The sequence below is a fragment of the Cohnella sp. SGD-V74 genome (assembly GCF_003001675.1).
Classification (GTDB): Bacteria; Bacillota; Bacilli; order Paenibacillales; family Paenibacillaceae; genus Cohnella.
In genome coordinates this window covers 210,675-231,797 of sequence record NZ_PVYW01000014.1, presented here as the reverse complement: position 1 = coordinate 231,797, position 21,123 = coordinate 210,675, and the positions used below count along the sequence as shown (strand labels likewise).

18 protein-coding genes are annotated in these 21,123 nt (G+C 59.9%); 14 read left to right on the top strand and 4 right to left on the bottom strand.

The genetic code is table 11. The features are described from left to right. Positions 1-21 precede the first annotated feature (21 nt). The 5 genes from B0G52_RS21455 to B0G52_RS21435 all read left to right on the top strand — a co-directional run bounded on the left by B0G52_RS21455 (position 22) and on the right by B0G52_RS21435 (position 5,593). The gene (locus B0G52_RS21455; RefSeq protein WP_094047455.1) at positions 22-726 is read left to right on the top strand and encodes an ATP-binding cassette domain-containing protein; all 705 of its coding nucleotides are present in this window, start codon (positions 22-24) and stop codon (positions 724-726) included. A gap of 65 nt (positions 727-791) precedes the next feature. Further along, positions 792-1,898: a glycosyltransferase gene (locus B0G52_RS21450; RefSeq protein ID WP_094047454.1), complete on the top strand. Its 1,107-nt coding sequence runs from the start codon at positions 792-794 to the stop codon at positions 1,896-1,898. After that, entirely contained in the window at positions 1,898-2,524 is a 627-nt protein-coding gene (locus tag B0G52_RS21445; protein ID WP_094047427.1) for a glycerol-3-phosphate acyltransferase, read from the top strand. The genes B0G52_RS21450 and B0G52_RS21445 overlap by 1 nt, the downstream gene beginning before the upstream one ends. A 148-nt stretch (positions 2,525-2,672) precedes the next feature. Continuing rightward, positions 2,673-4,658, top strand: coding sequence for a sensor histidine kinase (locus B0G52_RS21440; protein ID WP_094047426.1), 1,986 nt, complete (start codon positions 2,673-2,675; stop codon positions 4,656-4,658). Positions 4,659-4,687: 29 nt separating this feature from the next. After that, the gene (locus tag B0G52_RS21435; protein WP_094047425.1) at positions 4,688-5,593 is read left to right on the top strand and encodes a phosphotransferase family protein; all 906 of its coding nucleotides are present in this window, start codon (positions 4,688-4,690) and stop codon (positions 5,591-5,593) included. A 19-nt stretch (positions 5,594-5,612) separates the two neighbouring features. Here B0G52_RS21435 and B0G52_RS21430 read toward each other — a convergent pair whose 3' ends face one another. Continuing rightward, positions 5,613-6,473: a helix-turn-helix transcriptional regulator gene (locus tag B0G52_RS21430; protein WP_094047424.1), complete on the bottom strand. Its 861-nt coding sequence runs from the start codon at positions 6,471-6,473 to the stop codon at positions 5,613-5,615. A gap of 173 nt (positions 6,474-6,646) precedes the next feature. Between B0G52_RS21430 and B0G52_RS21425 the strand changes: the two genes are divergently transcribed. From B0G52_RS21425 to B0G52_RS21415, 3 genes are all read left to right on the top strand, one after another. Continuing rightward, positions 6,647-8,539: a beta-L-arabinofuranosidase domain-containing protein gene (locus B0G52_RS21425; protein ID WP_094047423.1), complete on the top strand. Its 1,893-nt coding sequence runs from the start codon at positions 6,647-6,649 to the stop codon at positions 8,537-8,539. 140 nt (positions 8,540-8,679) lie between these two features. Continuing rightward, complete coding sequence (locus tag B0G52_RS21420) at positions 8,680-9,633, top strand: phosphotriesterase family protein (protein ID WP_158223811.1); 954 nt, start codon at positions 8,680-8,682, stop codon at positions 9,631-9,633. A 17-nt stretch (positions 9,634-9,650) separates the two neighbouring features. Beyond that, the gene (locus B0G52_RS21415; protein ID WP_158223810.1) at positions 9,651-10,517 is read left to right on the top strand and encodes a phosphotransferase family protein; all 867 of its coding nucleotides are present in this window, start codon (positions 9,651-9,653) and stop codon (positions 10,515-10,517) included. Positions 10,518-10,528: 11 nt separating this feature from the next. Here the strand turns inward: B0G52_RS21415 and B0G52_RS21410 are convergent, their stop codons facing one another. From B0G52_RS21410 to B0G52_RS21400, 3 genes are read right to left on the bottom strand one after another with little or no spacing between them, the layout of a single operon-like run. Beyond that, positions 10,529-11,287 (bottom strand): SDR family NAD(P)-dependent oxidoreductase, encoded by a 759-nt coding sequence (locus tag B0G52_RS21410; protein ID WP_094047420.1) that lies wholly within the window; start codon positions 11,285-11,287, stop codon positions 10,529-10,531. Positions 11,288-11,302: 15 nt separating this feature from the next. After that, positions 11,303-12,265 carry a helix-turn-helix transcriptional regulator gene (locus tag B0G52_RS21405; protein WP_094047419.1) on the bottom strand — a complete coding sequence of 321 codons (963 nt, stop codon included), beginning with the start codon at positions 12,263-12,265 and terminating at the stop codon, positions 11,303-11,305. A gap of 33 nt (positions 12,266-12,298) precedes the next feature. Next, a complete protein-coding gene (locus tag B0G52_RS21400) occupies positions 12,299-13,831 on the bottom strand; it encodes an MFS transporter (RefSeq protein ID WP_094047418.1) in 1,533 nt (510 codons plus the stop codon). A gap of 280 nt (positions 13,832-14,111) precedes the next feature. Between B0G52_RS21400 and B0G52_RS21395 the strand changes: the two genes are divergently transcribed. The 6 genes from B0G52_RS21395 to B0G52_RS21370 all read left to right on the top strand — a co-directional run bounded on the left by B0G52_RS21395 (position 14,112) and on the right by B0G52_RS21370 (position 20,161). Next, on the top strand, positions 14,112-15,722 hold the full coding sequence (locus B0G52_RS21395) for an ABC transporter substrate-binding protein (protein ID WP_094047417.1): 1,611 nt from the start codon (positions 14,112-14,114) through the stop codon (positions 15,720-15,722). A gap of 148 nt (positions 15,723-15,870) precedes the next feature. After that, positions 15,871-16,821: an ABC transporter permease gene (locus B0G52_RS21390; protein ID WP_094047416.1), complete on the top strand. Its 951-nt coding sequence runs from the start codon at positions 15,871-15,873 to the stop codon at positions 16,819-16,821. Positions 16,822-16,836: 15 nt separating this feature from the next. Then, positions 16,837-17,730: an ABC transporter permease gene (locus B0G52_RS21385; protein ID WP_094047415.1), complete on the top strand. Its 894-nt coding sequence runs from the start codon at positions 16,837-16,839 to the stop codon at positions 17,728-17,730. Positions 17,731-17,755: 25 nt separating this feature from the next. Next, a complete protein-coding gene (locus tag B0G52_RS21380; RefSeq protein WP_094047414.1) occupies positions 17,756-18,784 on the top strand; it encodes an ABC transporter ATP-binding protein in 1,029 nt (342 codons plus the stop codon). Then, complete coding sequence (locus B0G52_RS21375; RefSeq protein ID WP_094047413.1) at positions 18,762-19,748, top strand: ABC transporter ATP-binding protein; 987 nt, start codon at positions 18,762-18,764, stop codon at positions 19,746-19,748. The genes B0G52_RS21380 and B0G52_RS21375 overlap by 23 nt, the downstream gene beginning before the upstream one ends. Positions 19,749-19,774: 26 nt before the next feature. Further along, positions 19,775-20,161: an OsmC family protein gene (locus tag B0G52_RS21370; RefSeq protein ID WP_094047412.1), complete on the top strand. Its 387-nt coding sequence runs from the start codon at positions 19,775-19,777 to the stop codon at positions 20,159-20,161. Positions 20,162-21,123: the final 962 nt, after the last annotated feature.

Below are 21,123 nucleotides of genomic sequence, written 5' to 3'. Positions count from 1 at the left end.
GGAAGCCGAGGAGGAATGACCGTGATTGAGTTGAAATACGTGGATAAACGCTACCCGACGAGCAACGCCCTGCTGTACATCCACGAGCTGAAGATCGGTAAGGGAGAGGTTGTCGGCATTCTGGGCGAGAACGGGAGCGGGAAAACGACGCTGCTCAAGGCGATCATGGGCATCGGCGAGCTCCAAAACGGCGAAATCACGATTGAAGGGCAGCCCGTCGTCCGGCAGTATGAACGGATGGCGTTCATTACCGAGGAAGGCGGTTTCCTCCCGAACAAGACGCCGTTGGAATACGCGGATTTCCTGTCCGCCTTCTTCCCGAGGTTCGATCGGCCGTATTTCGAGCAGCTGCTGGAGCGGTTCGAGCTGCCGACTCGCCGCAAAGCGCGAACGTTCTCCAAGGGTCAGAAAATGAAGCTGGAGATGAGCGCCGGTTTGGCCAAGCGACCCGATTATTTGCTGCTGGACGAACCGTTCGTCGGCAAGGACGTGTTCTCGCGGCGGGATTCGCTGAAGCTGATGATGTCCGGGCTGCGAGGGGACGAGACCGTTCTGATCACCACCCATCTGATCGATGAGATCGAGAACGTCATCGACCGCGCCATCGTCCTGCACAAGGGGCTGATCCGGGCGGACTTCCGCATCGACGATCTGCGGGAGGAAGGCAGAAGCTTGACGGACGCCATGGAGGAAGTCCGGCAATCGAGTCCCTATTATCGCAATTAAGCCGTCTACGCTTATCCCTTCTTCTCATATAAATGAAGAAATGAGGGGAGGCGGAGCGGGTGGTCATGTGGGGCTCGGTCTGGATCTGGATGGTCGTGTCGGTCGGATGCGCATCCGGCTTCCTGCTATTTCGGCGCGTCAAGCTGCCCGTCTCCGGCAATCCCGGTTCGGGCGACAAGCGGGTAACGGTTATTATTCCGGCGAGGAACGAGGAGAGCAATCTGCCGCATCTGTTGGCTTCCTTAATGGAACAAACCGCGCGGCCGCATGAGATTATCGTCGTCGACGATCATTCGAAGGATCGCACGCGCCAGATCGCCGAGAGCTACGGAGTTTCCGTCATGACGGGAAGTCCGCTCCCCGAAGGCTGGACCGGCAAAAACTGGGCGGTATGGAACGGATACTTGCGCGCTTCCGGGGATGTTCTCGTCTTCCTGGACGCCGACGTCCGGCTCGCGCCGAACGCGCTGGCCTCTTTGCTTCGCGCCAGAGAGCGTTCCGGCGGCGTCGTGTCCGTCGTGCCTTATCACCGCACGCAGAAGCTGTACGAAAGATTGGCGCTCGTATTCAATCTGCTGGGCGCATTCGCGTTTACTTCTCCGTTCGAGAGAAACAATCCGAGGAAAGGGCTGTACGGCTCCTGCATCGTGGCGGCTCGGGAAGATTACGAGCGAATCAACGGCCACGAGAGCGTCAAATCCGAAGTGCTGGACGATCTGCTGCTCGGTTCGAAGTTTCGCGAAGCCGGCATTCCGACCGCCAACTATCTCGGATACCGCCTCGTTTCCTTTCGGATGTATCCGCAAGGCATTCGCAGCGAGATCGAAGGCTTCAGCAAGGGAGCCGTGCTGAGCACGTCTACGTTGAACCGCTGGACGGTCGTCTGCTCGGCGGCATGGACAGCGGGGCTTCTCGTGTCGGAGAGCGCGCTGCTGACGGCCTTTACGCCATGGGCTCTCCCGCTGGCGATGGGTTACGTCCTGTATACCGTTCAATTGCTCTATTTGATGCGATACGTCGGCTTTTTCGGCATCGTCGTGCCGCTGCTTCATCCGCTGGCCGTCCTGTTTTTCCTGATCGTCATGCTGTATTCGCTCTATCAAGTAGCGGTGCTCGGGCGCGTCAGATGGAAGGGCAGAGACGTCCGGGTCGGAAGCGGGAGGAGACGGTGATGCTGCTTCTGTGGACGGTTGCGGCGTTCCTGTCGGGATCGCTCATGTTTTCCTACTGGCTCGGACGGGCGGTCAAACGCGATCTGAACGGCGTCGGCGACGGCAATCCCGGCGCCCTGAATCTGTGGAAGGCGGCGGGCTTCCGGCTCGGGTTGACCGGGATCGTCCTGGATTTCCTGAAGGGCTATTTGCCGCTGCTCTGGCTGAGCGGCACGGATTACGCCCATGGGTACGGCCTCGTTCCGCTGGCGGTCGCTCCGATTGCGGGACATGCGTTCTCCCCGTTCTTGAGAGGACGCGGAGGCAAGGCGATCGCAGTGTCTTTCGGAGTATGGAGCGCAATCACGGGGTTCGAAGCCGCACTGGCCTACGCCGCGATCTTGGCCGTGTTGAAGACGATCGGCCGAATGCTTCGCGCGAACGGACCTAAACCCGCGCAGTCGGACGGTCTGCAGGTCGTCATCGGGATGGCGCTGCTGCTCGTCTATTTGTGCGCGGCGAAGCCCGATCCGGCGCTCTTGGGCGTGTGGCTCGGCAATTTTTTAATTCTCGTCTGCAAGCATCGGAAGGAATGGGCCTCCTGGTGGGGAAAAAGAAAGATAGAAGAGGCGGATGCGGATAACTAGCCTCGTTACAATTTGTCATCCGTTTTGTCACCTTTGTCACTAATCGGGAGTTCTCGCGGATTCGAGCCGTCCGATATGCTAAGCTGGAATCGGTAAAACAGACAATAAACGGCGGGCTGTGCGGACGCCGAAGGAGTGCCTTCTCCCGATGATTCGTCAACGCTTTTCCTTGCTCATATGGTGTCTCGTTTGCGGTATCGTCGTCTGTACGTTTCTGCCGTCGCTGCTGGTGGATCGGGAGAGCCGTTTCGACAGCCGGCGAGAGCCGTTCGTTGCGCTCGTGAAGTATTGGCAAATCCACTTCGGTGAGGAGCGTCCGGCGGAAGCGGAATGGAAAACTTTTAACGCGGAGACGAGAGAGAGCTTGAGCGGATACCGGGGCACGGTATGGCTTCAGCGCCCCTTGCCCGAGCTTCCATGGCGCAGTCCCTATCTCGTCTTCAGCAATATGGGACGATTCGAAGTTTACCTGGACGACCGGATGGCGTATTCCTTTAATATGGACGGAGCGCTGCGCTACTTCAACTCGAACAGGGTGATGCATCCTGTGCCCGTCAGTCCGCAGGACGAAGGGAAGACGCTGCTGATCCGCACGGAATGGGACGGGTCGCCGCTGGTCGGCAACGACATGGCGCTGGCCGGGGAGCCGGATCAAATTTTCTATGCTCTGATGCTGGTCGAGATGAATTTCTTCGTCTATGCGGTGCTGAGCCTGGCGATAGGCATAGCCGGATCGATCCTGTTCGTGCGCCGCAAGGAAGCGCTGTACGGCTGGTTTACGCTGTTCGGTCTGTCCATGGGACTGACGCTGCTGCTGATCTGCCGCCTGCCGCAATGGTTCGTCGATCTGAAGGAAGCGTATTATTGGAAGGAGCTGCTCTCGCCGCTCGCCATCTGGGCCAGCGTCGGAATATACGTCAACGCGCTTGGCGTCCCCAAGGGAAAGGCCGTACGGGCCGTGCACGCTCTCAACGCGCTAAACGTCGTTGCCTGCCTCGTTGCGGCGTTGACGATCCCTTCGCTGTACCTGTCGTGGTCCGGGCTTGGCAATGCGGTCGCGGCGCTGATCGGCTTCGTCGTCGTGACCTTCTTCCTGCTGCGTTCTTCCCGCGCGTCCGATCATCGGGACATGGGACGCAGGTGGATCATTCGCGGGTACTGGACGTTTACATTATGCGGCATCGTCTATCTTGCCATGTGGCTGGTGCCGGGCTTGCTGACCGATTGGTTGAATTCGCGGACGTACTTGTATCGAATCATCGAGGGACTGACTCCGAACAGCTTGTTTCTGTTCATGATCTGCATGGTGATGGTGATCGTCGGCCGAGTGCGCCTCGTTCATCTGGAATCCGAGCGCAACGCCTCCGAGCTGCGGGAGAAAAACAAGGAGCTCGAGCAGTTTCACCGCAATCTGGAGCGGCTTGTGGAGCGGCGCACGGCCGAGCTGGAGCAGGCTAACCGCACGCTCTCGGTGACGCTGCGGGAGAAGGCGGAGACGCTTGCGCATCTATCGGTGTTGGAGGAGCGCAATCGCATCGCCTACGAGATGCACGATGTCGTCGGTCATACGCTTACGGCGGCGATCGTGCAATTGGAGGCGACGAAGCGGCTGTCCGGCGCGGACGGCAGCGTGCCGCAGGAGAAGCTGGATCTGCTCGACGAGCTGGTGCGGAAAGGGCTGAACGACATTCGAAGCACGGTCAGACTGTTGGCGTCGGGGGAGGAGGAAGCGATCCCTCTGCCCGCCCTGCTTGACGAATTGATTCGTTTCGCCGAGGATACGATGGAAATTGCGGTCGAGGAGAAAATCCAGTTGCCTCCGGGCTTTACGCTGGGCAAGCTTGCGGACAACGTGCTCTACCATGCGCTTCAGGAAGGCTTTACAAACGGAATTCGCCATGGCGGCAGCAGGCGGTTTCGGTTTACGCTGCGGGTAGAGGAACAAGCGCTGGTCTTCCTTCTCGTCAGCGACGGAGAGCCGTTCTCCGCGTCGGAGCCCGGGTTCGGACTCGCTTCAATGAGGGAGAGGGTGGAATTGCTCGACGGAGAGATGACGGTGCGGGCCGGGGCGGCGGCGGACGGCTCGCCGTCTGGTTGCGAGCTTCGCATTCGCCTCGCGTTGGCGGGGGTATGAAGACAATGGTTAGCGGGAGAGGGTTGACGATGAGAGAGCCGCTGGAGGCGATCGCTTCGAAGATAATGCCGGGAGCCCGGCTGCTGCGCGCGCGGGAATTGCCGGGGGGAGTGTCCGCGCGGGTCGTCGGACTTGAGCTCGAGCTGGCCGACGGAAGCGCGCGCAAGATCGTCGTCCGTCAGCACGGACAAGCCGATCTCGCGCGCGATCCGCGCATCGCCGCGCACGAATTCCAACTGCTGCAATGGCTGCGCGCGGCGGGAGCGCCCGCGCCCGAGCCGTACGGATACGACGAGTCTGGAGAGACGCTGCCTTCGCCTTATGTTGCGATCGAATACATCGAGCATGAACGGGAATACGTTCCGGCGGACAGCAACGAGCACGCTCGCCGAATGGCGGAAGCTCTGGCCGCGATACATCGGTCCGACGGCGGCTTGGAGGAGCTGGCGTTCCTTCCGCGGCAGGACGAGCTGGTCGCGGAGCGGGTGGCCGCCAGGCCGGATCGGCTCGACGAATCGTTGAGTGAAGGCCGCATCAGGGATGCGCTGGAGCGGGCATGGCCACCGGCGCGGAGCAATCGGACCGCGCTGCTGCACGGGGATTTCTGGCCGGGCAACGTCCTCTGGAACGGAGGCCGGCTGGCCGCCGTCATCGACTGGGAGGATGCCGCCCTGGGAGATCCTCTGGCTGATCTCGGCAATGCGCGGCTGGAGATGCTGTGGGCTTACGGGGAAGAGGCGATGGAAGCGTTGACGGCGCGATACCTCACGCTGGCGGGCGGAATTGACGCCGGGAATCTTCCCGTCTGGGATCTGTACGCCGCGCTGAAGCCGGCTTCGCGACTGTCCGATTGGGGGTTGGAGCCATCCGTCGAAAGGGCGATGCGGGAGAAGCACCGCCGGTTCGCGGACAGAGCCTTGGACAAGCTTCGTTAGCCGGTGCGAGAGGGGCTTCTTACGGCCGGCGGAATCTCATGCGGAACGCCTTCGGAGTCGTGCCGGCGAGCCGGCCGAAGCAGCGCACGAAATGCGGGAAAGACCCGAAACCGACGTTCTCGGCGATCGTTCCGACCGCGTCGTCCGTATCGACGAGCAGCCGTTTGGCCTGCTCGATCCGGTAGCGGGTCAAGTAGTCGAGCGGCGTGCAGCCGTAAGCGCGCTTCATGCAGAGCGAAATATAGTTGGCGTGGAAATGCAATTCATCCGACATCGTTTTATAGGTGAACGTCTCCCGAAAATGGCGGCGCAGAAATGCGGCCGCTTCTTCGGCGATCGCCAAATACGAGCCTCCTGCCGGGAGGCTCGTTTCTTCGTGGAGCTGCAGCAGCAGCTCCTGGAAGAGCAGCTGCCGTCTCCAATGGGAGGCAGCGGACATCTCCGCTTGCAGCGCGAGCAGCCGGCGCAGCCGCGAACAAGCGTCGTCCGGCGATTGCAGCATGCCGGACTGCGGCAAATAATGCGCGAACGGAACGAGGGTGGAGTAGCCGCTCTCGGAGAGCTGCGGCAGACCCGCGGGATTCGCCGGGTCCGACTCTCGCCAGTCTCCGAGCGTCTGGAAGTGGAGCCAGTAGAAATGGGTTTCCTCCCGGCAAGGCTCCGTCGTCCGGTGGGCGCGGTCCGGGCGCAGCAGGCCGAAGCCTCCAGCCGGCACGACTATGGGAAGATCGTCTTCCGCCATGTACAGGCAGCCGCGGGTGACGACCAGCAGATCGAACACGCCGATGCCGGAGCGGTCCGCATGCTTGCCTCCGGCGGGATATGTATCTTCGCCGCACGTAGTGAAATGCGGCAAGGGCGGAGCGATGAATTGCAGCATTCGAATGCCTCCGTTCGCGGATTGTCTTTCTAGGGCGCGCATGCATACACGTCCTAGTATAGCGAAGTTGCGATCCGACAAAAAGTGTGTGAGTTAGGCTATCGGAGAATGGACGCCGCAGTGCTATATTCGGAGGGAGAGAACCTACTTTCCGAATAAGCGAGGTATTCATAATGAGCAAACGGCATGCGGCATTCGAAGCGCTCCCGCTCGGAGCGATCAAGCCGGAGCAGTGGCTTCGGGATCAACTGCGGATTCAGGCGGACGGGCTGACGGGGCATCTGGAGGAGCACTGGGCGGACGTCGGGCCCGACAACGGCTGGATCGGCGGCAACGGCGAGAGCTGGGAGCGGGGACCGTACTACTTGGACGGTTTGCTTCCGCTGGCTTATTTGCTGGAGGACGAAGGCCTGATCGCCAAGGCGAAGCGCTGGGTGGAATGGTCGCTGGCCAGCCAGCGAGAGGACGGCTCGTTCGGTCCGGAGAGCATTGAGACGGTCAACGGAGACGTCGACAAAAAGCAGGATTGGTGGCACTACATGATCATGCTGAAGGTGCTGACGCAATACGGGGAGGCGACGGGGGACGAGCGAATCGTTCCGTTCCTGACTTCGTATTTCCGGTACGTGCGCAGCCGGATCGAGGAGCATCCGCTGCGCGGCTGGGCGGAGGCGCGCGGCATGGAGATGCTGCTGTCGATCCAGTGGCTCTATCGGAAAACCGGGGACGAGAGTCTCCTGGAGCTGGCGAGCCTCGTGGCGGATCAGACGACCGGCTGGACGGACGTGTTCCGCGATTTTCCGTTCTGGCGCAAGGTGGAGCAATGGGATTGGAAAACGCATGTCGTGAACGTGGCGATGGGCATCAAGGCGCCCGGCGCTCTGTACGAGCTGACCGGCGATCCCCGGGAGCGGGAAGCGGTGCATCGCGGCATCGACAGCCTGATGACGTATCACGGACAGGCCCACGGCATGTTCTCGGGAGACGAGTGGCTGTCGGGCACCCATCCGAGCCAAGGCGTGGAGCTGTGCGCCGTCGTGGAGTACATGTTCTCCATGGAGCAGCTGACAAGAGTGTTCGGGGAAGGGCGCTTCGGCGACATTCTGGAGAAGGTGGCGTTTAACGCCTTGCCGGCGACGATCTCCAAGGACTGGACGTCCCACCAATACGACCAGCAGGTGAACCAGATCGTCTGCAATGTGGCTCCCCGCGCTTGGAGCAACGGCGCCGAGGCCAATCTGTTCGGCCTGGAGCCCAACTTCGGCTGCTGCACGGCGAACATGCATCAGGGCTGGCCGAAGCTGGCTTCGCATCTGTGGATGCGGGACGGCGAAGGCGGCCTGGCGGCGGTATCGTATGCGCCTTGCACGATAACGGCGCAAGTCGGAACGGTTGGCGCGACAGCCGAAGCGACGTTGAAGGTTCGCGGCAATTATCCGTTCCGCGAGACGGTGGACATCGAGTTGACGCTCGACCGCCCGGCCGAATTCGGCCTTTCGCTGCGTATTCCCGAATGGTGCGAGCGGCCGATCGTGACCGTGAACGGGGAAGAAGCGTCGCTGACGGTCGAACGGGGCTATGCCAAGCTTAGCCGCGAATGGTCCGACGGAGACAGGCTGACGCTGCTCCTGCCGATGAAGGTCAAGACCGTCGCCCGCAATCTGCTCGCCGTCAGCGTGGAGCGGGGACCGCTCGTGTACGCCTTGCCGATTCAGGGGAACTGGCAGCTGCTGCAGCAGAGGGAGAAGTTCCACGATTGGGAAGTGTACCCCGGCTCTCCGTGGAAATACGGATTGTTAGCGGACAACGAGTACGAGATCAGCTTTGACGACGTCGCCTGCCAGCCTTTCGATGCGAGCCATTCCCCCGTTCGATTGAAAGCGAAGGGCCGGCTGGTGCGCGATTGGAAGATGGAAGGCAACAACGCCGGGACCCCGCCGCTGCATCCGAACGCTGTCGGTCAGCCGAACGTGGATCTGGAGCTCGTTCCTTACGGCGGCGCGAAGCTGCGCATCGCGGAGTTCCCGACGATCGGCCATCCTCTCGAAGCGAGACAGCATATGTAGAACAAATCCCTCTGGCGAACGCTGCTGCGCGTGCCAGAGGGATTTCCATGTTTACGTCGATGTCAGGCCGAGCCGCTCGTACTGCTCCGGCGGCCGTCGGCGAATTTCGGCGCTTTGCCGGGAGGCGCGGTCAAGTTACAATGAAGGAAAAGGATTCCAAGGAGGAGATCGGATCGATGCTGCGCACCGTTACGGGCATGATCGGGGAAGAAGAAGCGGGACGGATTCTGGAGCACGAGCACGTCATGGTCGGATTCGTCGAAGACGGGAAGCTGACTCCGGAGGATTACGATGCGGACGAGGTTGTCGCGGAAGTCGAGCCTTACTTGCTGGAGCTTAAGAAGGCGGGCTGCTCGACTTTCGTCGATTGCGCGCCGGAATTTTTGGGACGGGACCCTTACGTGTTGAAGCGCCTTTCCGAGCGGACGGGAGTTCGCATTATCGCCAACACGGGTTATTACAAGAAGCCTTATTTGGCGCCGTTCGTCTATCGGGAAGACGAGCGGGAGCTGGCCGCCCGGTGGGTTCGCGAAGCGGAGCGCGGGATCGGGGACAGCGGCGTGTATCCCGGTTTTATCAAGATCGCGCTGAACGACGGAACGGCCATCGACGATACCCAGCAGAAGATTTTGAGAGCGGCGATGCGCGCATCGCTGGATACCGGGCTTCCGATCCAGTGCCATACGATCGGGGACGATGTCGCCGCGCATGCCGCGCGGTTGATGGAAGAGGCGGGATTCGACCGGGAACGTTTCATTTGGATTCATGCGCAATCTTCCAGCGATCTGACCGTTCCTCAGAGGCTGGCTGCCCAAGGAATGTGGATTTCCATCGATTCCATCTTGCCGGGCACATACGACAAGCATGCGGAGCTGCTCCGGCGGTTGATCGAACTGGGCGTCGGAGATCGGATATTGCTGTCGCAGGATACGGGATGGTACACGGTCGGAGAGGAGCGCGGCGGGGAATTGAAGCCTTACCACCGACTGTTTACCGATTTCTTTCCCTTCGCGGCGGAGCAGGGGCTGGACGCGGCCTGGCTGGAGCGCTGCGTGACTCGCCATGCTTTCGAAGCGATGAGTTTGAGGAAATAATGGGAAGGAAGAGAGCGTTGAGCAATCCGGTAGAGAGCATTCGCTGGGCGGACGGAACCCCGGCGCTGGAAGAGCTGCTGGCGCAGCCCGGGACCTTATCCGTTCGCGGCATGAATCAAGGCTTCGAGGCCGAAGTTACGAGAATCGATACGGAGCGGGACAGCTTCGTGCTGAAAAGATGGAACAAAGACTCCAATCCGGATATTGGGTTTCAATATCGGTTGCTTACGGCTTTGAGCCAGCGGGGAGTCGCAGTGCCGGAGACGCTCGGCTGGGGAATCGACGCCAGCGGACATCAGGCGCTGCTCACTCGTTATGGCGGAGAGCCCGTCACTAAGGCGAACGTCGGGACGATGACTGCGTTGGCTCGCATTTTGTCGGCGATTCATCGGATTCCGGTCGAAGCGTTCGGAAGCGTGGAGCTGCCGAAGTACGAGATGGCCGCCTACTTTTTTCCTGGAATCGAAGCTCATCCCGATCTTGAACAAACCTTGCGGCAGCTCGTTGCCCGCATTCCCGAGACGAGCGATCGGCTCATCCACGGAGATTATCATCTGCAAAATATCGTCGAGCGCAACGGCGAATACGCGGTCATCGACTGGACGAACGGGCAAGCAGGGGATTACAGATACGATTTCGCTTGGGCGTTCGTCCTCGGCCGCATTTACGTTTCGGACAAGCTCGCTTCGGCATTTCGCGTCGCGTATCTCAAGGAAAATCCGATCCCCCCGGAGGAGCTCCGCCTGTTCGAGGGAATCGCATGCCTGAGATGGATGCTGCTGCATAGACGGGGAGGCGTTCCGCAAGGCCCTCGAACGTTGAAGAAAGCGCGGGAGATCGTTGCGGCTCTCGAAGGCATTGTCCCGAAGGGGCTGCTTGATTAGGCCGCGGCCGCTCACTCCATCGTTAATCCGCCGGTGACGGGCGTATACGTGCCGGTCAGAAAGCGGGCATCGTCGCTCGCCAGGAAAGCGATGACCGAGGCCACGTCGTCGGGTTCGGCTATGCGGCCAAGAGGCGTAAACCGGCCGACGACCTCCCTTTCGTGCGCAGACAGCGCGCTGCCATCGCTCGCTTCCGTATTCACGTGCCCCGGCGCGACGACATTGGCGGTAATGCCTTGCGCTCCCAGCTCTTGCGCGATGTACGCGGCGAAGGAATCCAGGCCGCCCTTTGCCGTGCCTTGGGAGATCATGCAGGGCGAAGGGTCTTTGCCCAACGTGTCGGATACGTAAACGAGCCTGCCGTAACGCCGTTCCATCATATAGGGAATGACGGCTTGGGTCGGTACGAACGCGGCTTTTAATTCGTGCAGCACTTTCGCCGCGAAAGAGCTCCAGGTCAGATCCGCGAAAGGTGCGGCTTCGAAGTCGATGGAGGCGTTGCACACCAGAATATCAATGCGGCCGTATGAAGCCAGAGCCGCATCGACGAGACGGGCGAATTCCTCCTCGCGAAGAACGTCCGCCTGCAGCGCCATCGCTTCCCCGCCGCGGGCCGCTATCTTCTCTGCGAGCTGTTCGGCGGAGGATAAGTTCGCCGCCGAATCATTGACGACTACCCGCGCTCCCCGCTCGGCGAGCAGGAGGGAGGAGGCGCGGCCGATTCCCCGCGAGCCTCCCGTAACAATCGCCACTTTGCCTTGAAGTTCCATTGCCAACCCTTCCTTCTATTCGTTGATTTGGGAAGCCGAATACATCTGCGCGATTTCCAGCGCCGTTTTCCTTACTTCCTCGGCAATGCGAGGGGGCTCCAGCACAAGGACATCGGTCCCCGATTGAAGCAGAAATCCGATCAGCTGTTTTCCTTCGGGAAGAGAGGTTCGCACGAGAAGCGAGCCGTTAGGCTGCTTCTCGATCTCGCTCTCGTCGAACCAGTCGATGGCCGCTACCTTTCCTTCGCCCGAAATCCGCAGCACCAGATCGACGCGGGGCGCCGCTTGCTCCACGGGCGCCTTCATCCGCCGGTTCAATTCGGCCAGATCCGCTCCCCTGCGTCGATAGCCTTCGGCCAGCATCTGCAAATCCCGAATCCGCGAAAGCTTGAAGATCCGATAATCCTCGCGAGTCAGACAATATCCGTGAAGGTACCAGGAGTACCCCTTGAGCGCCAGCCCCACCGGCTCGACGCTGCGTTCCGATTCGCCTCCCTGGCCGTCGGTGTAGGCGAAGCGGACGAGCTTCGTCTCGGCGGTCGCCGTCTGCAGCGTCTCGTATTTGCGGCGCTCGGTCTCGCTGTTGCGCCAAGGGGTAAAGTCGACCACAACCTGCTGGCGTTCCGATAGCCGATCACGTTCCGCCTGCGAGAGCAGCGCGCCGACTTTGCCGAGCAGGGCTTCCATGCCGGAGTCGTTCAGCGCACGAGTCGATTGAAGCCCCTTCAGGGCAGTGAACAGCGAAGCAAGCTCGGCGAAGGACAGCAGCTGCCGGTCCAGCCGGAAGCTGTCCATGATCTCGAAGCCGCCTTCGGCTCCGGTGTAGGAGACGATCGGGATTCCCGCCAGGCTTAACGACTCCAGGTCGCGGTAGATCGTGCGCAGAGACACTTCCATCCGCTCGGCCAGCTCATTCGCCTGCACTCGCTTTCTGTTCAAGAGAAGAATCGTAATAGCCATCATTCGTTCGAGCTTCATATCCGTTCCTCCCGATCGTAACTTCCGGCGCCGTCAATGCGCCGTCGCGTAACTGTCGACCTCCGCCGCCGGGTCGAGCTTCTCATTGCTCATGAACAGGGCGGTCACCAGGGCAAGAATGGCGGGAAGGAGCGCCCATGCGAACGTCGCGCCGATCGATGAAGCGAGCCCCGACCGGACGACGTCCAGCACGCCGGCGTCGAAGGTTCGGCTGAGCTCGGGATTCAACAGGACGTACGGATCGCCGTAGTCCAGGTTCGCTGGCACGGAAGAGGATCCGCCGCTCGCGAATGCCGATGTCAATTTGCCTGTGAGCAAGTGGCTTTGAATGATGCCGAAGATCGTAATTCCGAGCGTCATGCCGAGCGAACGGTTGAAGTTAAGCGTAGAGTTGGCGGCCCCGCGCTGCGTCGCCGGAAAAGATTGAATGGCCGACGTGCTGAGAACGGAGAAGGTCGCGCCTACGCCGAGACCGATCAGAATCATATAGACGGTGACGAGAATGCGCGGCGATTCCGCCGTAATCCCCGTCAGCAGAATGAGCCCGGCCACGAGCAGGAAGAGGGGAGGCACCAGAATCGTTCGATAAGGCAGCTTCGTCATCAGGAAACCTCCCAGCGTAGCCGTCACTACGGACCCCATCATCATCGGCAGCAGAACGAGTCCGGCATTGGACGCGGTGCCTCCCAGCACGCCCTGGATGTAGATCGGAATGAACACCGACGCGGACATGAAGGCGGCTCCGCTGAACATGGCGATGACGTTGCTCGTCGTATAGAGCCGATTCTGGAACATCCGGAAGGAGATGATCGGTTCGGCCGCTCTTTTTTCCACGAAGATCAGGAGCAGCGCCAACACGAGGAAACCCGCGAACAGTCCGAGAATCTGAGGCGAGCCCCAGGCATACTGTTTTCCGCCGAGCTCCAAAGCCATCATGAGACATACGATCGCTCCGACGAGCAGCGTCGCCCCCAAGTAATCAATGCTTTGTCTGGAATGGGCGGCCGACTTCTTGTAGAACAATGCGATCAGCACGAACGCGATCAAGCCGAGCGGCAAGTTGATGTAGAAGATCCATTCCCAACGCAGATGGTCCGTGATGTACCCGCCGACCATCGGCGCGGCTATGCTCGACAGACCGAACAGCCCTCCGAACAACCCCATCATTTTCCCTCTGTTCTCGGGGGACACGACGTCGAACATGATCGTGAACGCGATCGATACCATGGCGCCTGCGCCGATCCCTTGCACTGCTCTGTAGATGCTGAGCATCACGATGGAGTCGGCCGTGCCGCACAGGGCCGATCCGATCATGAACACGATGATGCCGAAGATGAAAAACCGCTTGCGCCCGTACATGTCGGACAGCTTGCCGAAGATCGGCATCCCCGCCATCTCCGTGACCATATAAGCGGACGTCACCCAGACGAATTTGTCAAGCCCGCCCATCTCCCCGACGATCGTTCCCATGGCCGTAGCCACGATCGTGTTGTCCATCGACGCCATGAGGATGGAGAGCAGAAGCCCCGCCATAATGAACCCGACTTTATTTTTCTCTTTACTCATGAGATGTTCCATTCCCTTCGCGATTAAGTGAACCGGCGAACCCGCCGTCTGAAATCATCATAACCGCTCTTTGTTGACATCTGTTTGTCAGGATTAAAAAAATTGTTGACGAGTCCGGACCCGCCGGCGCGCTTAAAGCCCAAGTCCTATGAGGATTGGGCTATTTTTGTCGTTGACAACCCCAGTAAAATGATTTAGTATTCCATTATATCAACTCGGAATAGTATGTTTTCTAAAAATTCCGAAAATTCCGCATCACGACCAGGGGGAGAACGACAGAATGAAATTCAACAAGATCAGCTTGCTGGCATTGGTATTATTGTTAACAACGGTGCTGGCCGCATGCAGTAAAGACAATTCGAACAGCGGCGGCCAGAATGCTTCGCAGAGTCCGGCCGGCAGCGCCAGCCCGTCTCAGGAGCAGAATGCCAAGGAATATAAGAACGAACTGAACATCGCCCTCACGGCGCAGCCTCCGACATTGGATACCGCGATCACGGTATCGGCCGTAGCGCTGGATACGGCGGGCAACATTTTCGAACAGCTGTACACTTTGAACGCTAACTACGAGCCGCAGCCGCAGCTGGCGGAATCGGTGGAGATAAGCGAGGACGGCTTGACGTATACGTTTAAGCTGCGCCAAGGCGTGAAGTTCCACAACGGCAAAGAGATGACTTCCGAAGACGTCGTTGCCTCGATGAACCGTTGGCTCACGACGTCGTCCCGCGCCAAGGTGCTGCTGACGAACGCAAAGTTCGAAGCGGTCGACGCTTATACGGTAAAATTAACGGTCGAGAAGGCGGCTTCGGACGTGCTCATCCTGATCGCTTCCCAAGCGCAATTCCCTTCGATCCTGCCGAAGGAGATCGTGGAATCCGCGCCTCCGGAAGGCATTACGGAGTACATCGGCACAGGTCCTTACAAGTTCAAGGAATGGAAGCAGGATCAGTATATTCATCTGGTTAGAAACGAAGATTACCAAGGCATCGAGGCGGAGCCGAGCGGCTACTACGGACGCAAGGACGCGCCTACCGAAAATCTGTATTTCCACTTCGTCACCGACCATGCGACGCGGATCGCGGGCGTCAAGACCGGCAAATACGACGTGGCCGACAGCATTCCGATCGAGAGCTACGACGAGCTTGCCGCTGACAAGAACGTAGACGTGCAGACGTTCCCGGGCGGGGCGCTGACCGCGTTCCTGAACACCTCCGAAGGCTTGTTCGCGAATCAGACGATCCGCCAGGCGGTTATCGCGGCGCTCAACAACGACGAAATTCTGCTGGCGAGCTTCGCCAAGCCGGAGCTGTACTCGCTCGCTCCGGGCTACCTGAGCAGCAGTCAAGTGCAATGGGCGAACGACGCCGGCAAGGAGTACTACAACCAGGCCGACCAAGAGAAGGCTAAGAAGCTTCTCGCGGAAGCCGGCTATAACGGAGAAGAAGTCACGCTGCTGACGACGAAAGATTACGCCGAGATGTACACGGCTACGCTGGTCATTCAAGAGCAGCTCCGCCAGATCGGCATGAACGTCAAAGTCGACAACTTCGACTTCCCAACGTTCCTGGAGACGAAGAACGACCGCAGCAAATGGGATCTGTTCGTAGCGAGCACGGGTTATCAGCCGACTCCTCCGCAATTGCTCGCCGTCAACCCGGACTGGGCCGGTCTGAACAACGACACCGTGAAGCAGGCGCTGATCGACATTCGCGGCGCGGCGACTCCGGAAGCGGCCAAGGCGGAATGGGAGAAGCTGCAGCAGTTCCTGTACGAATTCGGTTCGTCCACGGTTATCGGGCATTACAACATCCTCGTGGCGACGTCGAAGAACCTGGAAGGCTTCGAGCTGTTCAAAACTCCGCTGGTGTGGAACGCGAAAATCGCGAAATAAGCGCGAAATAAGATAGTCGTCTCCATTAGAGGAGGGTGTGACAAGTTACTTTGTAACTTAGCCGACACCCTCCTTCTATTGATGAATCGGCAACAATGGAATACAATCGAAGACGCCAGTCTTATTCGACAACGAACGAGGGGATTTCATGCTGGTTTACATTGCGAAAAGGCTCCTGTCTCTGATTCCCGTATTGTTCGTCGTCACGGTCGCGATCTTCCTGATCATTCACCTGACGCCGGGGGACCCGGCGGCCGCCATGCTGGGCATTGAGGCTTCGGAGGAGGAGATTCGGGCGCTGAACGAGCAGCTCGGATTAAATCGCCCCGTGCACGAGCAGTACATGCATTGGGTTTCGGGCGTGCTCAGAGGCGATCTGGGAGACTCCATCTTCATGCGCCAGTCCGTCGGACAAGCGATCGTCGAGCATATCGGCCCTACGCTTTCCCTGGCGATTCTCGGACAGGCGATCGCGCTCGTGCTGGCGATTCCGTTCGGCATGATCGCCGCATACAAGAGAGGCACGGCCGTCGATTACTCGCTAATGGGCGTATCGCTGCTGGGACTTGCGATCCCGAGCTTCCTGCTCGGCTTGTTCCTGATGCTGATCGTCGGCGTCCAGCTACAATGGCTGCCGGTGGCGGGGTATGAGCCGCTGAGCAAGGGGCTGTGGGAACATCTGCAATATTTGATTCTTCCGGGGCTTTCCCTGGGCGCCATTCAGGCGGCGCTCATCACAAGAATGACCCGCTCGTCCATGCTGGAGATTTTGAACCTGAACTATATCAAGACGGCCCGTTCCAAAGGGCTGCGGGAGCTGACGGTGCTGACGAAGCACGCCTTCCGCAACGCGTTCCTGCCGATTCTGACCGTCATCGGCCAGACTTTCGGCACGCTCGTGACGGGAGCGGTCGTCGTGGAGTCGATTTTTAATATTCCCGGACTGGGCCAGCTCATCCTGAACTCGGTCGTGCGCAGGGATTTTGCCGTCATTCAGGGCGTCGTACTGATCGTCACGCTCATCTATGTGGGCATCAATCTGATCGTCGACCTGCTGTACGGCGCGGTGGATCCACGCGTTCGTCTGGACCGCAAATAGGGAGGAGAAGGCATCATGGCGAAAGAAAATATCATCGCGATGAGCAGGCGGCTGAAAAAAGAGCAGCGAGCCTTGCGCTTCCGCCGGTTCAGAAGCAATTACGGCTTGGTCATCGGCGCCGTCCTGTTCGCGCTGTTCATCTTGATCGCGGCTATCGGGCCTTATCTGATGCCGTTCGACCCGTACGCGATGAAAGTCACCGAACGTCTGCAGCCGCCCAGCGGCGCCCATCTGCTCGGAACCGACGAATTCGGCCGGGATCTGATGACGAGAATCGTGTACGGAGCGAGGGTCTCCCTCAGCGTAGGCTTGGTCGTATCGCTGCTGTCCTCGCTGCTCGGCCTTGTGATCGGAATTTACGCCAGCTACTACAAGACACTGGATCATATTTTAATGCGCATCTGCGACGGCTTGATCGCCATTCCCGGCGTGCTGCTCGCCATCGCTCTGATGGCTGCGCTGGGCGCGTCCGCGATGAACGTCATTATCGCGCTGACGATCGTATTTACGCCGAACATCGCCCGGGTCGTCCGCTCGTCGGCGCTCGTCGTCCGGGAGCAGACCTATATCGAAGCGATGCACGCCCAAGGGGCGAGCGACTCTCGCATTCTCTGGAAGCATATCGCCGTCAACACGCTGTCTCCGCTGCTCGTGCAAGCGACGTTCGTCTTCGCGGAGGCGATCATTTCCGAAGCGGCGCTGAGCTTCCTCGGGGCGGGCATTCCGGCTCCGGAAGCGAGCTGGGGCAACATTCTCCATGCGGGCAAGCTGGTCATCTACAAGGCGTGGTGGATGGTCGTGTTCCCAGGCGTATTCATCATTTTGTCCGTTCTCGGCTTGAATCTGCTGGGGGACGGCTTGCGGGACTTTCTCGACCCTCGCGTGAAGCTGAAGCAGAAGAAATCATGACATCGAACGGGACGGAGGGGACGTTATGAAGCAGGCGCCTCTATTGGAAATCAACAACTTGAAGACGCATTTTCATACGGAGCGGGGAAAAGTGACGGCCGTCGGCGGGGTCAGCTTCTCCATGGACCGCGGCGAGATTATCGGCATCGTGGGCGAGTCGGGCTGCGGGAAGAGCGTCATGTCCCAGTCCATCTTGAGGCTGCTCGAGCATACCGATTCGGTCGAGTACGAGGGCGAAGTCCGGTTCGAGGGCCAGAATCTGCTGGACATGCCGCTGTCCAAGCTGCGGGCCGTTCGCGGCAACGATATCTCGATGATTTTCCAGGACCCGCTCACTTCGCTTAATCCGGTATATACGATCGGCAATCAGATCGAGGAGGCGCTTCGCCTTCACCGCAAGCTGTCCAAGAAAGAGGCGCGCAAGAAGGCGATCGAGATTTTGGGCCTGACGGGCATTCCTTCGCCGGAGACGCGGGTGGACGATTATCCGCACCAATTGTCCGGCGGCATGCAGCAGCGCGCGATGATCGCGATGGCGCTGGCCTGCGAGCCGAAGCTGCTCATCGCCGACGAGCCGACGACCGCGCTCGACGTGACGATCCAGGCGCAAATTCTGGAGCTGATCACGGAGCTCAACCGGACGCTCGGTATGGGCGTGCTGTTCATTACGCACGATCTCGGAGTCGTATCGGAAATTTGCACCGGCGTCAAGGTGATGTACTTGGGGAGGATCGTCGAGGAGGCGACGACGGAGCAGTTGTTCCGATCTCCGCTGCATCCGTACACGCGGGGGCTGCTGAAGTCGATTCCGAAGCTGGAGGGCGACCGCCGCGAGAAGCTGCACGTCATCGAAGGGACCGTTCCTTCGCTGTTCGACATCCCGCGCGGCTGCGGATTCTCGACCCGCTGCCCATACGCCGACGAGAAGTGCCGCAACGAAGACCCGGAGATGGTGAAGGCGGACGAGCGGCATCGGGTGAAGTGCTGGCATTACGAGAAGATCAACCGTCTGGAAGAGAGGAGGAGCGGCGATGGCGAAACGGTCGGCGGCTGAACCGATATTGTCAGTTAACGGGCTGGCGAAGAAGTTTCCGGTATACGGTTCGTTCGGGAAGCTGTTCGGGGCCAAAGCTTACGTGAACGCGGTCAGGGAAGCGTCCTTTCGTCTGTACGAAGGAGAGACGTACGGCCTCGTCGGCGAGTCGGGCTCGGGCAAGAGCACGACCGGGCGCGCCATTCTCGGCCTCACGCCGGCCAGCTCGGGAGAAGTGCTCTACCGGGGACAGGATCTCGTCAAGCTGTCGAAGCAGGAGCTGCGCAAGTTCCGCAACGAGATCCAGTTCGTCTTCCAGGACCCGCTCTCTTCCTTGAATCCGCGCAAGCGGATCGGCGACATTCTCGAAGAGCCGCTCATTATTCATAAGATAGGTGATCGGCAGCGGCGTCAGGAGCAAGTGTTCCGCATCCTCGAAGTCGTCGGCTTGCAGCCGGAGCATTATTTTCGCTATCCGCACGAATTTTCCGGAGGGCAGCGGCAGCGGATCGGGCTGGCCCGAGCGCTCATCGTTAATCCGAAAATCATGATCTGCGACGAGCCGGTGTCGGCGTTGGACGTGTCCATTCAGTCGCAAATTCTGAACATGCTGCGCGAGCTGCAGACGGAGCTTGGCTTGACGATGCTGTTCATCACGCACGACATCAGCGTCGTCCGCTACATTTCCGACCGCATCGGCATCATGTACCTGGGGACGATCGTCGAGGAGGCGCTGACGGACGATCTGTTCCAGGCCCCCCAGCATCCGTATACGAAAGCGCTGCTGTCGGCCGTGCCCGACTATACCCGCAGCCGGCTGAAGGAGCGGATCATCTTGAAGGGCGAGATTCCGTCTCCGCTGTCCCCGCCGCAAGGCTGCGTATTCCACACGCGCTGCCCGCTGGCGACGGACAAGTGCAAGGTCGAGCCTCCTGTCGTCAGGGAAGTACAGGCGGACCACCGGGTCGCCTGCCACTACGTTTAATAAGACATCCAAGGAGAGATACAGCGATGACAACGGTGAAAATCACGCAAGGCCAGAACGTCATTTACAACGGAGCGGGATTGCAGGTCATCGGAAGCACCGGACCGAACCTGAGCGGACTTAACCCGAAGGAGTTGCTGGAAGCGGCGCTTGGTCTGTGCGTCTCGATCTCGATGCAGAAAAAGCTGGCCCACGACGAAATCGACTACGATGCCTCGGAGATCCAGATCGATGTGACGGTGCGCAAGGGGAAAGGTGTAACGGACCGGTTCACGGATTTTAAGGTGACGCTCAAGCTGCCCTCCTCGCTGGACGAGGCCTACAAGCGGGAGCTGATCGAAGCCGCCGAAGAAGTATGCACGATCGGCAACACGCTCAGAAACGGGGCGTCGATCGAGACGGTGGAAGTTTAGGCGGGATACGGGCGGGCTGCTGATCTGAAAAGGTGGAGCTGCAACCCGACGGTGTCGGCTTAGAGCGAGCCAGCGTCGGTGTTTCGTGCTGCAACCCGCCCGTGTCGGCTTAGAGCGAGCCAGCGTCGGTGTTTTGAGCTGCAACCCGACTGTGTCGGCTTAGAGCGAGCCGTCGTCGGTGTTTCGTGCTGCAACCCGCCCGTATCGGCTTAGAGCGAGCCAGCGTCGGTGTTTCGTGCTGCAACCCGGCCGTGTCGGCTTAGAGCGAGCCAGCGTCGGTGTTTCGTGCTGCAACCCGACGGTGTCGGCTTAGAGCGAGCCGTTGTCGGTGTTTCGTGCTGCAACCCGACGGTGTCGGCTTAGAGCGAGCCAGTGGTCGGTTTTTCGTGCTGCAACCCGCCCGTATCGGCTTAGAGCGAGCCAGCGTCGGTGTTTCGTGCTGCAACCCGGCCGTGTCGGCTTAGAGCGAGCCAGCGTCGGTGTTTCGTGCTGCAACCCGACGGTGTCGGCTTAGAGCGAGCCGTTGTCGGTGTTTCGTGCTGCAACCCGAGTGTGTCGGCTTAGAGCGAGCCAGCGGTCGGTGTTTCGTGCTGCAACCCGCCCGTGTCGGCTTAGAGCGAGCCAGCGGTCGGTGTTTCGTGCTGCAACCCGACGGTGTCGGCTTAGAGCGAGCCAGCGACGGTGTTTCGTGCTGCAACCCGCCCGTGTCGGCTTAGAGCGAGCCGACGTCGGCGTTTCGTGCTGCAACCCGGCCGTGTCGGCTTAGAGCGAGCCGGTGCCGGTGTTTCGTGCTGCAACCCGCCCGTGTCGGCTTAGAGCGAGCCGTCGTCGGCGTTTCGTGCTGCAACCCGACCGTGTCGGCTTAGAGTGAGCCAGCGACGGTGTTTCGTGCTGCTTTCCCGTCTGTGGAGGCGGTCAGAAATGTACAAGAATCACACGAATAAAATCCATTGCATTTTTCT